The 14998-nt window shown below is 64.3% G+C and carries 9 protein-coding genes; 7 read left to right on the top strand and 2 right to left on the bottom strand.

Annotation, left to right across the window (positions count from 1 at the left end):
• Positions 1 to 61: 61 nt before the first annotated feature.
• The 4 genes from EWM63_RS30355 to EWM63_RS30340 all read left to right on the top strand — a co-directional run bounded on the left by EWM63_RS30355 (position 62) and on the right by EWM63_RS30340 (position 6488).
• Positions 62 to 808, top strand: a complete 747-nt coding sequence (locus tag EWM63_RS30355) for an SDR family oxidoreductase (RefSeq protein ID WP_130189849.1) — start codon at positions 62 to 64, stop codon at positions 806 to 808.
• A gap of 949 nt (positions 809 to 1757) precedes the next feature.
• Positions 1758 to 2525, top strand: coding sequence for a hypothetical protein (locus EWM63_RS30350; protein WP_130189848.1), 768 nt, complete (start codon positions 1758 to 1760; stop codon positions 2523 to 2525).
• Between the two features lie 738 nt (positions 2526 to 3263).
• A complete protein-coding gene (locus EWM63_RS30345; protein WP_130189847.1) occupies positions 3264 to 4910 on the top strand; it encodes a PD40 domain-containing protein in 1647 nt (548 codons plus the stop codon).
• A 270-nt stretch (positions 4911 to 5180) separates the two neighbouring features.
• A complete protein-coding gene (locus EWM63_RS30340) occupies positions 5181 to 6488 on the top strand; it encodes a hemolysin family protein (protein ID WP_130189846.1) in 1308 nt (435 codons plus the stop codon).
• A 60-nt stretch (positions 6489 to 6548) separates the two neighbouring features.
• On the opposite strand, the gene EWM63_RS30335 is transcribed toward EWM63_RS30340, so the two are convergent.
• Positions 6549 to 7343: an MHFG family PEP-CTERM protein gene (locus tag EWM63_RS30335; RefSeq protein ID WP_130189845.1), complete on the bottom strand. Its 795-nt coding sequence runs from the start codon at positions 7341 to 7343 to the stop codon at positions 6549 to 6551.
• 239 nt (positions 7344 to 7582) lie between these two features.
• Between EWM63_RS30335 and EWM63_RS30330 the strand changes: the two genes are divergently transcribed.
• Both EWM63_RS30330 and EWM63_RS30325 read left to right on the top strand, forming a co-directional pair.
• On the top strand, positions 7583 to 8356 hold the full coding sequence (locus EWM63_RS30330; RefSeq protein ID WP_130189844.1) for an MHFG family PEP-CTERM protein: 774 nt from the start codon (positions 7583 to 7585) through the stop codon (positions 8354 to 8356).
• Positions 8357 to 8533: 177 nt separating this feature from the next.
• Positions 8534 to 10336 carry a glycoside hydrolase family 43 protein gene (locus EWM63_RS30325; protein WP_207221194.1) on the top strand — a complete coding sequence of 601 codons (1803 nt, stop codon included), beginning with the start codon at positions 8534 to 8536 and terminating at the stop codon, positions 10334 to 10336.
• A gap of 163 nt (positions 10337 to 10499) precedes the next feature.
• Here EWM63_RS30325 and EWM63_RS30320 read toward each other — a convergent pair whose 3' ends face one another.
• Positions 10500 to 12017: a CYTH and CHAD domain-containing protein gene (locus EWM63_RS30320; RefSeq protein ID WP_130189843.1), complete on the bottom strand. Its 1518-nt coding sequence runs from the start codon at positions 12015 to 12017 to the stop codon at positions 10500 to 10502.
• A 325-nt stretch (positions 12018 to 12342) separates the two neighbouring features.
• Here EWM63_RS30320 and EWM63_RS30315 point away from each other — a divergent pair, with 325 nt between their 5' ends.
• Positions 12343 to 14976, top strand: a complete 2634-nt coding sequence (locus EWM63_RS30315; protein WP_229487602.1) for a bifunctional diguanylate cyclase/phosphodiesterase — start codon at positions 12343 to 12345, stop codon at positions 14974 to 14976.
• The last annotated feature ends 22 nt before the right edge of the window (positions 14977 to 14998 follow it).

Genomic DNA, 14998 nt, shown 5'->3' with positions numbered 1-14998 from the left:
AGTGTAGATCGTCCGGGCTGCATCGTCTATTCTGTTTTCACACATTTGAAAGGATAGATTGATGAAAACGGTTCTGATTACTGGATGTTCTTCGGGTTTTGGCTTGGAAACAGCAGGCTACTTCTTGGCCAAAGGCTGGCAAGTCGTTGCAACGATGCGCTCGCCCAAGCCCGGCAATTTCCCCGAGTCGCCACATCTGCGCGTCGTGAAACTCGACGTCACTGACCCGGAAAGCATTCAACAGGCAGTTGAATCGATCGGGCCGGTCGATGTCCTGGTGAATAATGCCGGCGTGGGCCTGCTCGGTATCGTTGAAGGGACGCCGATGGAGACGATCCGGGAAATATTCGAAACAAACACCCTGGGCACGATTGCGATGACCCATGCCATGCTGCCGCATTTCCGTGAACGGCGTTCGGGTGTGATCGTTAATGTGACCTCAGCCACGACATACAGACCTCATCCATTGCTGGCCGTCTACACAGCCAGTAAAGCTGCTGTCAATGCTTTCTCGGAATCGCTGGCGCTGGAGCTTGCGCAGTTCAATGTCCGGGTCAATCTGGTCATTCCAGGCCGTGCGCCGGAAACCGCATTCAGCAAGAACGCACAGTCCCGTATGGAAGGCGCTTTTCCAGAAGCCTACAGTGAGTTCGTGCAGGGGATTTTCGGCCGGATGGGCGAGTCCACCATGGTGACGCATCCCGCTGACGTAGCGGAAGCGGTCTGGCAGGCAGCAACAGACCCATCGGTCCCGCTACGTCTTCCGGCTGGCGCAGATGCCCATGCGATGTCGCGCGCTACAAGCTGATCGCCCGATGACCGTGGACGTTATCCGAGGTTGCCTGATGTCGGCGGACTCGCGCCGGTTTCGGCGGTCTGCAAGACGCCTCAAGATGTCCGCTTTTGGGGCAGAAGCTGCCCTACATTTGGAGGCTGCAGATGGGCCAGAAACAGTGGCCGTCCAGCACCCAGGACTGAAGACGGGAGTACGCCGGCCTGTAATGGCCGACGTCTGGTGGTCTGCAGCACTTGTTCGGTGACGTGGGCCGGCACGCCCACGGAACGTAGATACGCTTCGTGGTCCTTCGTGGTCCTTCGTGTTCAGAATACGTTGAAAGCCCAGGCCAATCTCAGCGTGCTAGGCAATCACCTCATCGCTTCTCGGGTACGGAGCATGGACCATTACAGCCTTGCTTTCCCATCCTTTTGACCGGGTGCGCCGTTCAGGTGTGGGTGCGGCGACGCTATGCGGCTTGCCTGGTCGGCTGTTTTTGCCGGCGCCGAACACAACATTTACCACAATGTCGATCCGATGGCGATCGCGACCACGGTGCTTGTGAAGTTGTACGGGTCGTCAGGCCAGCCCTATATACACGCGTTGATGATAAGTTCAAAGGTCAGCTCCGGGGCGGCACCGGTTCCGATGAGTGGCCTGGATCGGCCAAGAAAAGACTGTGACCTCACCGGCAAAATATGCAAGCATGGACGCGTTATGCGACGGCCACGTGGATTTCGAAACTCTCCGCCTTGATGTGCTTGCCCGGGACGTGCCTTAGCTCGTTGGTCAGCACCCAGCGTCACTGGTGCAGCAGTTGACGCCGCGAATCGGGAACGAGATGGTTGCCGATGATCCGCTTCGGTCGGACCTGCATGACCTGAGTGGCCGGCCGGCTCGCACCGCAGCGTGATCGCTTACCCTGATTGTTTCGTCGAGCCAACAACCCGGACATCATTAAATTTGATCGAAGAGGTGAGCTATGACGATCACGCCGCCGCCGTCTCCTGATATCAGTGCGGAACGCTGGGTCTTCGAAAAGGAAGTCCGATTGCACGAATTGACACTGCGCGAACGCGAATTGCTGCTAAAGGAAACGGAACTCGAACTGAAACGCAAGGAGATGGCAGCGTCGAGCTGGCGCAGCCCCTTGATTGTGGCCATTCTGGCGGGCTCCATTGCGGCGGTCGGCAACGCATGGGTTGCGTTCAGCAATGCCAATTCCCTGCGCGATCTGGAAACGCAAAAGGCCGAGCAGGCGAGGCTGCTGGAAATGATCAAGACCGGGGACCCGGACAAGGCAGCAGTCAATCTGGGGTTTCTCATCGATGCCGGCCTGGTTGCCGATAGCGGTATCAAGGCTCGGGTGGCATCCTATCTCAAGACGCGTAAGCCGGGAACCGGGGCGGCGTTGGAGCCAACCGTACCTGGTTCCAAACTGGCCCCGCCTATCGTTGAGAACGGCCGGATTTATCTGCTGGCCGGAGAAAAAGAAAAGAGCATCGAGTTCCCGCGCTTGAAGGAGGAATTGAAATCGGCAGGCTTTGGCCTTGTCGGAGCGCGTGTGAAGGAAGACGCAGGCCGGCCGGATCACCCGGAAGTCCGGTATTTCAACGCCAGTGACAAAGCCCAATCGGAAAAGATTGCAGAGTTCATGCGCTTCTATCTGAACACTGATAATGTGGTGTCGAAGCAGTATGTCGATCCGACCGGCAAGCCGGGCTACATTGAAATCTGGCTGGGACGCTAAAGGCAGGGCGCCGGGGACCGTAACAATCGCTGCGCCAGCCCATGTCGAACTCCACGGGCTGGCCTTGCCTGCCACTACCGCAACTGCGCCGGCAGAAGGCATACGTGAGAGCCCATCCGCGCGGTCTGGTCGCTATTTGTTTACTTTCGTGTGATCATATGCCTCGTCGCATGGCCCCTCCCGCGCCAGGGCCGTGCCTGGCGTAAGCCGGCCTCCCCACCGTGTTGAAGTTGGCGCGGATTTCCTAAATGAATGCGTCATACCGCTGGAAAGGGGCGTAAGTTTAGCCAGGTGCCAACTGCCCAGCGCAATGCCAGGGCAGAGCTTTACTCTACGCGAGCGTCCCGAGTCGGGAAAATTACACGGACACAGCAGTTTCGGAATTACTTCAAATTCATGTGTCGACATACCGTGAGCCACTGTGCCGTTCCGTGAGTGAAAGGTACGGGAAGTGCGACGCCTTAGTCTGTTTATTGATGTCGGTACTGACCCAAACGCAATGAATGTAAGCGCCGATACAAATTTTCATAGGCGCTTAAGTGATCATGTTAATCGTTGGATTTCGCGTGAGGAACCCATGAAACGATTGTTGATTGCATGCTTAATAGCGACGTCCACCACGGTGCTGGCCTCTGACGATCCGCCATCAGGTGCGTACACCCTCGGATTTGCCAGCTTCGGTCCCGCCCGCACCGACTTGTACATTGCTCGGGGGACGGCAGTGGCGCCCGCCCGCTATTGGCCGAATCCTGGAGCAATTACAACGCCACCCTCTGGCCCGACGGCAAATGGGTCGCCTTTACCTCCGAGCGCGAAGGCTCAGCCGATATTTACCGTATGCGCCTTGACGGCAGTGGGCGCGAACTGCTCGTTGGGGGCGTGGCCTTCGATGATCAGGCTGCCGTATCGCCCGACGGCAGCCGGCTTGCTTTTGTATCGGACCGGGCGGGTCAGCCAGATATCTGGATATTGAACCTTGAAACCCGTGCGCTCACAAACGTGACGCAACATGCGGGCGGAGACTTTCGTCCGACATGGTCGCCTGATGGGCAATGGCTGGTATTTTCCTCGGACAGGGATTCCATAAATCCGCGTCTTAGTTTCAGTGTCTTGCACTCCACCGCTATCTATCTGGTCAGGCCTGATGGAACGCAATTGCGCCGTATTGGCGAAACCGGTCAGTTCGAAGGCAGTCCCAGCTGGTCGCGTGACGGCAAGTCAGTGGTGTTCTATGCCAGCGATATCGACAACGTAAATAAGATCGTGCATCCCAAACGTTTGCGCGGGATCACCCAATTGATAACCATAGATTTAGCTAGTGGAACGCGTACGGTGATCAGCCACGGGCCCGGCGAAAAAACCTCGCCGCGCTGGCTGACAGACAAGAATCTGGCCTTTATCAACGGTGGGCCGGATGGCGGGCTATCCATGCTGAGTGGCCCTACCGTGCTGCGTGGTGAGGTTAGCAGTCCAAGCTGGTCGGAAGATGCCACGCAAATGGTATTTCATCGCGAAGCGATCGTCCCGTGGCCGCCATTCCAGCATTGGAAGAGCCTTGACCCAGCCTTCAATCTGGTGCGCACCGGCGTGTTTCCCTCGTGGCTACCCTCCGGTGATGTGCTCGTACAGAACGATAAGACCGCAGGCATCTTACACAACGATATCATCAGCACCGCTAGCGATGGCAGCGGCCGGCGAACCCTCTTTCATGACGAAAAGCGAAGCGCGCTCGCGCCAGAGGTTTCACCTTCTGGAAAGCTGATCGCATTCGGTCTCGGGAACTTTTTCCAGGGCACGCAAGGGCGGGCACTGGCAGACATAGCGGTCATAAATATCGATGGCAGTGATCTGCGGATCTTGACCGACGGGTCCGGAAATTATGGATTGCCAAGCTGGTCGCCCGATGGCAAACAGATCGTATTCCGTGGTGCCGGCAACGGTGTGGGGAAGGATGGGTTGCTCATCATCGACGTAAGCAGCCGCGTGATGCGGCATATCCCCGGTACCGTCATCAAGGATAATTTTCCATCATGGTCACCTAAAGGCGACCTCATCAGCTTTACCAGCAATCGGACCGGTGACTACGAAATTTACACGGTGCGCCCGGATGGGTCTCAACTCACGCGTCTTACGCATATTCCAGGCAATGATGCGCACAACAGCTGGTCACCCGATGGCGAGTGGATCGCCTTCGCGAGCGGTATCCACGGCTTTCGCGATGAAGCGGTGCTGCACCCCTACAATCCACAGCCTTACGGTGACCTCTACGTGATGCGTGCGGATGGCAGTGACCGGCGCCGGTTGACCAACAACCAGTACGAAGAAGGAACCCCAAAATGGGCGCCGGGCTTTCCCAAAAAAAGTCATACGCATCGGACGAAGTAATCTGCATTTCAGCGTCGGGTCTCTTTCGGTGCCAGGCCATCAAAACCGTATCAGAGGCCAAACCAGGTCTTTGATCAATTCAAAGGCGAGCCCGTCTTTCTTTTAGACCGACGGTACGATAACCAGAAGTTGGTTCTGGAGGAAACCGGACAGCCCAGAGCTCACCGTGCGGACAGGTACCTGCCTGGCCCGGCGTGTCGGCCTGTTGCCGCGCTGCACTTCCTTCCCGCATGCTACGATGCACGCTTCGCATTGGATGAAGGGCAGTGTGTGGAGCCGCTGATACTGATCGGCCTGATCGTGTTGAATGGTGTGTTCGCGATGTCGGAAATCGCGCTGGTGACCGCCCGCAGGGGCAAGCTCATGAAGCTGGCGGCCGAGGGAGACCATGCCGCGGCCGCGGCGCTGAAACTGGCGGAAGACCCCACGCGCTTCCTCTCCACCGTGCAGATCGGCATCACGTCGATCGGCATCCTGAACGGTATCGTCGGCGAAGCCGTGCTGGCCAGGCCGCTGGCGCTGTGGCTGATGGGCCTTGGCATGAACGTGCAGCCGGCCGAGATCACGGCCACCGCGCTCGTGGTTGTCGTCGTTACCTACGTGTCGATCGTGGTGGGTGAACTGGTGCCGAAACGGCTTGGCCAGATCGCCCCGGAAGTGGTGGCGCGGCTGGTGGCGCGGCCAATGCAGAGCCTGGCCGTGGTGACGCGGCCGTTCGTGATGCTGCTCACCGGTTCGACCCATGCGATCCTGCGCGTGATGGGCGTGCGCCAGACGGCGCAGGCCAGCGTCACGCAGGAAGAGATCCACGCCATGCTGGAAGAGGGCTCGGAAAGCGGCGCCATCGAACAGCAGCAGCACGACATGGTGCGCAACGTGTTCCGCCTCGACGACCGCAAGCTCGGCTCGCTGATGATTCCCCGGTCGGACATCGTCTTCCTGGACGTGCGCCTGCCCGTCGATGAAAACCTGTCACGCCTGCTCGACTCGGAGCATTCGCGTTTCCCCGTGTGCGATGGCGGCCTGGCCAACGTGCTCGGCGTGGTCACCGCCAAGCAGGCGCTGGCCGTGCTGGCCAAGGGGCAGGTGCCCGATTTCGCGGCCATTTCCCAGCCGGCCGTCTACGTGCCGGAAACGCTGACGGGCATGGGCCTGCTCGAACAGTTCCGCGCCAGCGGCATGCAGATGGTCTTTGTGATCGACGAATACGGCGATATCGAAGGCATCGTCACCGTGCAGGACATGCTCGAGGCACTGACCGGCGAATTCACGCCCCGCAACGTGGAAGAAGCGTGGGCGGTCGAGCAGCCGGACGGTACGTGGCTGCTGGCCGGCACGATCCCCGTCCACGAGCTGAAGGACCGGCTCGGATTGCGCTCCGTGCCGGAAGAAGAAAAGGGCCATTACCACACGATCAGCGGCATGATCATGCTGCTGCTGGGGCGCCTGCCGGCCGCCGGCGACGTGGTCGAGTGGGAGCACTGGCGTTTCGAGATCACCGGCATGGACGACAAGCGCATCGACAAGGTGCACGGCGCGTTCATCGGCAATTACGAGCCCACGCCCGCCGATAGCTGACGGCCAGGCCGACACGGAAATCCATCGCTCCTGATGACCACGCCGTCACCGGGTGATGCGCTAGCGGCGGAAACGCGAGTAAACCAGCACGCCGGCCACGCCGGCGAAAAACATCATCCAGCCGGCTGGTTCTGGAATGGCCGAGACGGGCATCGGCGCAATGTCGCCGGGCAGGCCGCCGACCGCCGGGCCGGGGCCGGGAGTCCAGTTGCCGAACGCGGTTGCCGGCAACGAGGGCGGCGGCGCAACTGGCGCGCTGGCGGCCAGTTGTGCCATCGCGTCGGCTGCCTCGATATCGACTTCGGGGGCGCCGGCCGGTTCGGGAATCGAGCCGGGCCGCGCCACTTGTGGCGACGTGACTTTTGCCGGGCCCGCAATGCCGCTTCCGGCGCCACCGCCGGCTACGCGAATCCGGCTGATATTGTTGCAGATGCGAGGCACGATCAGGCAGTGACCATCGGCGCAGTACACTTTCGCCGGCTCGCGCGCGCTTGCTGGCCAGCGTTCCCGAGTGACGCGCTCGCACACGGTCTGCCGGCCGAAATGCATGGCGGAGATGGCAGGCGCATAGCTGGCGCGCCCTTCGATGGCATCGCGGGTGATGACAACGTCATCGTCGGCATTGCCGGCATCGATCTTCGCGGCGAGGCGGTGCCGGGTCGCGGCGGGGATGTCGACATACCGGGATACGGCCTCTGTCGCGGTACCGCGATATGGATGGCGGCCGGGCATATTCCACGAGCAGGCAGGCACCATGGCGGCTGCCGTCACGGCGGCCGAAGCTAATAATAGGGACATGTTCAGGAACTGGCGCCGGGGCACCGTGCGATTCGATGGCGGGGAGACAGACGGCATGCCATCGCGGCCGTCCGGGTGGCGAAAAGGGCACCGGGCAATGGTGGCGTTGGCTCGGCCACGGAAGCCATCGTACCATCGAAAAGCTGCCGTGCGACAACTTCAACTTATTAAGAATCCATGCTGCAACACTTTCCCATGGCCGTACCATAATACCCACAGGAATTCAGTTGCAAGATTGTAATAGGGTTGTCGCTGGGATATACTCAAAGTTACCCCGTTTCAATAGTGCTTTAGTTATGTCTACCCTTGTTGCCAGTGCGGTCGTTGCTACCGCCATGCTGTCGAACTGCTCCTGGAACAGCCCTGGCAGGAACCCGTATCGTGGCAGTGTCAGCGCCGCGGTGTCCCGCTATGTCGATATCCCCGCGCCGGTTCGCACTGCGCTGGTGGCGAAGATCGAGGCCGGCCGTGCCGACGATGCTGCAACGATCGGGCGCGACCATATTTCCGGGCGGTTCGATTACGACCCGTACATCACCGGCATGCATTTCGGCCAGCGCACGGTATGCGACCACGTGACGCGGGACGGCTGGAGCGCTACTGCGCGCGAGCCGGCCAAGGTGTACTGCGTGGGCGATCATTGCCTGATCGTGCCGCAAATCTGCAGCAACATCAGCCGCGTGCGCCGCGTTGCCTCGGGTGGCGGCCGCGGTACGCAAGCCGGGGCGGCGCCGGCTGCCTTGCCGGCTGCCCCGGCCCCTCGCGGGAGCTGGATCGCTTCGCCGGACGACGTGGCCGCGGCGGATGCCATGGCCCAGGTGGCGGGGGCTCCGGCACCATCGGTGGCAACATCGTCGGCATTCATGTCGCCATTCGGTTCAGCCGTGCACGGGCCCGGCCTGACGGGCCGCAATCCCTTCCCCGATACCGAGCTGGCGCAGCCGGCACCCGTGCCTGAGCCGGCAACGCTGGGCATGCTGGGAGCGGGGCTCGCGCTGGTCTATGGCGTGGTGCGCCTGCGTTCGGCCCGGAACGCCCAGAAGCGGCGCACCGCCGCCTGCAAAGGGTAACTGACAGCGGCAGGAGACGGATCAACCGGGTGAGCAGTTCGCCCGCATGGTCCCGATGGCGCTGACAGCGTCAATGGTTGCGCTTATCATCACGTCGTTGGCGAAATGCGCTGACACGACCGCGCGCGCGGGCCGCGGCCCCGGCAGGCCGATGATCACCCACCACACGAGACGACATTGCGACCCACGACCTTCGCCAGCGTGCTGCTGGCCGCCAGCATCATCCTTCCCGCGGTGCATGCTCCCACTTATGGCGCCACGCCCTCGGGCAAGCCCGCCGGCAAGGATGGTTACCGCGCGGCGCCGCTGCCGGCGGGGATCTGGTCTCCCGACCAGGGCGACGGCACCTATATCAACCCGATCCTGGCCGGCGATTACTCGGACCCCGACGTGGTGCGGGTGGGCGAGGACTTCTATCTCACCGCGTCCAGCTTCACGAACGTGCCCGGCCTGCCCGTGCTGCATTCGAAGGACCTGGTGAACTGGTCGCTGTTGGGTTACGCGCTGGAGAAGAACGTGCCCGAAGCGCACCACGCGGTACCGCGGCATGGCGGCGGCGTGTGGGCGCCCGCCATCCGCCATCACGACGGCCGCTTCCATATCTATTATCCCGACCCGGACTTCGGCATCTTCATGGTCAGTGCCACCGACCCGAAAGGGCCGTGGACGGCGCCCGTGCTGGTCGACGATGCGAAAGGCGCGATCGATCCCGCGCCATTCTGGGACGACGATGGCCAGGCATGGCTGGTGCACGGCTTCGCCGGGTCGCGCGCCGGCTTCAAGAATGTCATCACGCTGAAGAAGATGAGCGCGGACGGCAAGCGCACGCTGCCCGGCGAGAAGCGCATCATCGATGGCGACAGGCTGCCGAAGGTGGCCACGTCGCAGGGCCCCATGCCATGGTTCACCACCGAAGGCCCGAAGCTGTACAAGCGCAATGGCTGGTACTACGTGTTCGTGCCTTCCGGGTCCGTCAAGGGCGGCTGGCAGGGCGTGTTCCGTGCCCGGCATATCGAAGGCCCGTACGAAGGCCGCAACGTGATGGACCAGGGCGACACGCCCATCAACGGCCCGCACCAGGGCGCCTGGGTCGATACCCCGGCGGGCGAGGACTGGTTCGTGCATTTCTCGGACGCCGATTCGTATGGCCGCCGCGTCTACCTGCAACCGATGCAATGGGGCGCCGATGACTGGCCGCTGATCGGGGTCCGGCAAGGCAAGGCGCCGTATGGCGCGCCCGTCACTCGGCACAGGAAGCCGAACGTCGCCGTCCAGCCGGTGAGCGTTCCGGTGACGAGCGATGAATTCGACGACGGTTACCACCTGGGCTGGCAATGGATGGCCAACCCGATGGCGGACTGGGTCGACACATCGGTGAAGGGCCACCTGCGCCTGAAAGCCGTGTCGTCGCCGGCCAACCTGTGGGAAGCGGGCCACCTGCTCACGCAAAAGCTGCCCGGCATGACATTCTCCGCCACCACGGCCATCACGTTGAAGCCGGGCGGGCAGGCGGGCGAACGCGCCGGCCTGGTGGCATACGGTTACGACTATGCGTGGATCGGCCTGGAAAACACGGTGGCCGGCCAGCGCCTGGTGCACGTCACGCGCCTGAAGGCGGATCTCGGCGTAAATGGCGGCAAGATCCAGCAGGGTTCGGAGACGGTGCTGACGGCGCCCGTCGAGGTGAAGGGCCCGGTGCACGTGCGACTGTCGTTCACCCCCGTGCAGGTGGCGGAACCGGCGCCGGAGGTGCCCCATTACTGGCATTCGATGCTTCGCTCGACGCACGCCCGCGTCACGGCCAGCTACAGCGTGGATGGCGTGAACTTCCAGCCGCTCGGCACGCCGTTCATCACGCAACCGGGCCGCTGGGTCGGCACGCAGGTGGGCCTGTTCGCGCAGGCGCCGGGCGGCACGCCGTCGTACACGGCCACCCGCGCCGGCCACGCCGAGTTCGATTATTTCCGCTTCGGCCGCTGAGCTGCTCGAACCCAACGGCAGAAGCCGGGGTCAGGGAGGAGCGCTGGCCTGCAGGCCAGCACCGCTTTGCCGGCAAGGAGCGGTGCTCCTTGAAATCCCGGCAAAGCCCGGGGTCTGACCCCAGCCCCTTGCTTTTGGGTGCATGCAGGCACGCGAGCTGGATTTACCCCGTCATCTTCAGCCGGGCGATCTGGTGCAATGCGCCGCCCAGGTGGTGGCTCTCCGCCGCCGCCATGGCATTCACGTAGCCGCGTGCGTAGGTCAGGCCTTCCTTGAGGTCATCGGTCGGCCCGCGCTGTTCCAGCTCGTCGAACAGCGTGCCGGCGACGGCCAGGTCATTGAGCAGGCCGAGCTTGTCCTGCAACGCGGACAGCGCGCGGATATAGGGCTTCGCGGCCTTGGCGGGCAGCAGGTCGTGGAAGAATTCGGCCGCGTAGCGTGCCTTCTTTGCCGCGATGCGCACGCGATGGCGGGCCGGCGCGTCGTTCTCGTCCAGCGCCTCGATGCGCTTGCGCAGGCGACGCTGGGCTTTCTCCAGCAACGGTGCCATCGCATCGCGGGCCCGCTGGCGCAGCGGCGAATCGGCCGGCAGCGCGCCGCCCGCGCGCCACTGGCGCCCGTAGAACCAGCCGTTCAGTTGCAGGATCAGCTGCGTGTAACGGGGCTGGTACAGCGCGGGCAGCAGCGCGCGGTGCAGGTCGCGGGCGCGCTGTTCGGCCGTGGCGCGCAGCGTGCCCAGGTCGGCACCCTGGATCTGTTCGATGGTGGTGCCGGCCAGCACGTCCCAGTCGCGCGCCGCACCCAGTTCGCCGGCCAGCCATTCGAGGCTGTCGCGGACCGTCTCCGGCAGCGGCGCGATGTCCTCGAACATGTCGAGCAGCGCGCGCAGCCGGCGCAGGCCCACGCGCATCTGGTGCAGGCTCTCCACGCTGCCCGTCAGCACACCGGGCACGTTGGCCTCGAGCTGCTGCAGGCAGTTCAGGCCCATGCACTGCAACGCTTCTTCGAGCCGCATCTTCTTCGTCAGGTGCACGGGCACGGCCTTGACGGGGGCCGGTGCTTCGCCGTCGAGCAGTGCGTAGCCGCGCGCGGCCTTGCTGTCGTTGGCGATCCGCAGCGGGATCTCCGCGTGCAGCGCCAGCGCCAGCTCGAACAGGGGCGTGGGATCGCCCCGTTTCAGTTCCAGTTCCAGTTCACCGATCGGGGCGTTGCGACCACCCACGTGGATATCGCCGGCGTCGAGCACGCATTCGACCTGCTGGCCTTCGGGCAGCTCCACGTTCCATTGCGTGCGGCGCGTGGTGTTGTTGAACACGGGGCGCAACTGGTTGACGATGTCCGGCGTGCGCAGCAGTTCGGCGATGCGCTTCTGCTTCACCTGCCGCGCCAGGTTGACGGGGTCCGGCTCCGGCCCGGCCAGCGCGGATTCCCACTCGCCGCGCTCGTGCAGGCCGGCCGATCCGGCCGACGCTGTCTTGACGGTCTGGATCCACGTATCGCCATCGGCCCGCACGCGCAGCGTCAGGCCGTTGTGCCACAGGTCGAGGCGCGGCGTGTCGTAATAGGTATCGCGCAATTGATGTTCTTCCGGCGTGGCGCCGGCCATGCCAGCAAGCAGCGCATGGTCGCGCAACCGGTCGAGGTCGCCCTGGGCAACCGTCAGCTTCAGTTCAGTTTCCATGGAATCTCCGTCGCAAAAAGCCCGTGCGCAGTGGCGCTGGGCGGTATTAGAGGAATGAGCACCGCAGGAACTTCCGGTAACTCGTGGTTTGTACTATACAAGTTAGCGTTCTCATCCGTCGCCCGGCTGGGCAGCACTACGGGCACCCGGCGGGCACCCGGCTGCCACTTGGTCATGGCGCTGTCATATCTGCCATTTACCATGTGCAACTATGCTCTTCGCACGCTCACTTGCACGCTCAGTTGCACGCCCGTTCGCGCGCTCGTTTGCGCTCCCATTTGCGCCAGCCCTGCCGCATGCCTGGTTGCCCGCGCTCGCCCCGTGTGTGGCACTGCTCGCCACTGCCGCCTACGGTCTCGTGATGGAGGCGCAGCTCGGCCACGACCGCGCCCTGGCCGAGCGCGACGCGCTGCGCGAGGTGCGCTCCTATGCCGAGGCCTACGAGCAGTATGCCACCCGCTCGATCGCCCAGATGGAGCAGGCTGCGATCCAGCTGAAACACGCGTGGGAGCAGGCCGGGGGGCAGCTGGACCTGCGGGCGCTGCGGCGCGACGGCATGTTCATCGACGCGGCATTCGTCGAGGTGGCCATCGTCGACGCGGGCGGGCGGACTGTGTCGGCCATCCCGCGGCGTGCCCGCGCCGTGCCGGACCCGGCCGATCCCGCCTTGCGGTATCACCGGCAAAACAATTCCAGCGCGCTGCGGATCGGCGCCGTGCCGGGCGACCCCGCGGCACGCCAGCGCCAGGTCAGGATGACGCTGCGCCTCGAATCGCCGGACAACGAGTTCGCCGGTATCGTGTCGCTCGTCGTCGCCGCCGAGTACCTGACCGCGTTCCATAACGAGCGCGTGCTCGGCCGGCATGGCCTGGTGGCGCTGGCCGGACTGCCGGCGGACCCGGGCGAGGTGCGGCTCGAGGCGCCGGGTGCCGGTCGCGATGCGTCGCTGTTCCGTACCGCACCCGCGATCGCTGGCGTCGACGGCGCCGCCCCGCTGCCCGGCACCGGCTTCACCGATGGCGCGCCGCGCCTGTTGGGATGGCACCGTTCGGCCGTCTACCCCGTGGTGGCGCTGGCGGGCAAGACCACCGCCGATGCGCTGGCGTCCGCCCGGGAGCGGGCCGCCGCGGCGCGGCGGGTGTGGGCCGTGATCTCGGCGGGCATGCTGCTCGCGTCGCTGGCGCTGGCGCTGGCCCTGCGGCGCCAGCAGGCGCGCAGCGCCGCCGAGGAAGAAGTGCGCACGGCCTACCGGACGGCGACCGAGAACGCCAAGGATGGTTTCTACATGGCGCAGGCGGTGCGCGACACGACGGGCGCCGTCGTCGATTTCATCGTGGTGGACTGCAACGAGCGCGGCGCCTCGTTCTATGGCGGCGGCCGCGACGACCTGATCGGCCGGCGTATTTCCGTCATCGAGCGCGAGCACGGCGGCCCCATGCTGGAGGCCTACCACGCGGCCATGCAGGAAGGCATTTACGAAGACGAGCGCCAGATGCCGGCCGGGCGGCGCATGCAGATCACGTGGGGCCGGCGGCGCATCGTCCGGGTCGGCAACGGCCTGGCGATCACGCTGCAGGACATTTCCGAGCGCAAGGCCTACGAAAGCGAGCTGCTGTACCTGGCCAACTACGACACGCTGACCGGCTTGCCGAGCCGGCCGTGGGTGACGCGCTTCGTTCCCCGGGCAATTGAGGAAGCGGCGCAGCGCGACGGCACGCTGGCGCTGCTGCTGGTCGACCTGGATGGCTTCAAGGAGGTCAACGAGATCCATGGCCACGGCGCCGGTGACGACCTGCTGAAGCAGGCCGCGTTGCGCCTCGGCGGCCTGCTGCGGCCGCAGGATATCGTGGCGCGCCTGGGGGGCGACGAATTCGTCGTGGTGATCGCCCCGGGCGGGTCCGACGAGGAACTGGCCGCGATCGGCGGGCGGGTGGCGGCAGCCTTGTCGCGCCCATACGACCTGGGCAGCGCGCGCTGCACGATCGGCGCATCGATCGGCATCAGCTGCTACCCGCGCGACGGCGAGGATGCCGCCACGCTGCTGCGGCACGGCGACATCGCCATGTGCGCGGCCAAGCGGGAGCAGGGCAGCCACTACCGCTTCTTCGATCCCGATCTGTACGTGGCCGCCACGGCGCGGGTCCAGCTGCGGCACAGCCTGCAGGTCGCGGTGGCGCAGCAAGCCGACGCGCCACAGTTCGAGCTGTATTACCAGCCGCGCGTGAACCTGGCCACGGGCCGGCTGTGCAGCATGGAGGCGCTGCTGCGCTGGCACCACCCGGAACTGGGCATGGTGCTACCGGCAAAGTTCATTCCGATCGCGGAAGAGTGCGGCCTGATCGGCGCGATCGGCCGCTTCGTGATCGAGCAGGCATGCCGGCAACTGGCCCTGTGGCGGGGCGCCGGGCTGGCGATCGTGCCCGTGTCGATCAACGTTTCGGCCCACCAGTTCGGCCACGGCGGGGTGCACGCCCATCTGGCGATGCACCTGGCGCGCCACCACCTGTCCGGTGCCATGCTGGAAGTCGAGATCACCGAATCGGCGATGCTGGCCGAAGGGGTGGACGTGCGTGGCGAGCTGGCCGCGCTGCGCGAACTGGGCGTGAGGCTGCACGTCGACGACTTCGGCACCGGCTATTCGTCGCTGGCGCAACTGCAGCGGCTGAACATGGACGTGCTGAAGATCGACCGCGCCTTCACGTCGGAGCTGACGGTGTCGCCGGAAGGCCGCGTGCTGTTCCAGGCGATCGTGTCGATGGCGAAGGCGCTGGACATGGAAGTGGTGGCGGAGGGCGTGGAAACGGCCGGCCAGCTGGCCGCGCTGATCGCGCTGGGCTGCGACGAGGGGCAGGGCTACCTGTTCGCCGCCCCGTTGCCGGTGCGCCAGGTCGGCAACCTGCTGGCCCGGCCGCAGCTGATGTCGGTACTGGCGCCGCAGGAGGTCATGGCGCTGTCATGATGCATCACTAGAATAGCCGGTT

Source organism: Pseudoduganella lutea (genome assembly GCF_004209755.1).
In the GTDB taxonomy this organism is placed as follows: domain Bacteria; phylum Pseudomonadota; class Gammaproteobacteria; order Burkholderiales; family Burkholderiaceae_D; genus Rugamonas; species Rugamonas lutea.
This window is presented reverse-complemented; position numbering and strand designations above follow the sequence as displayed.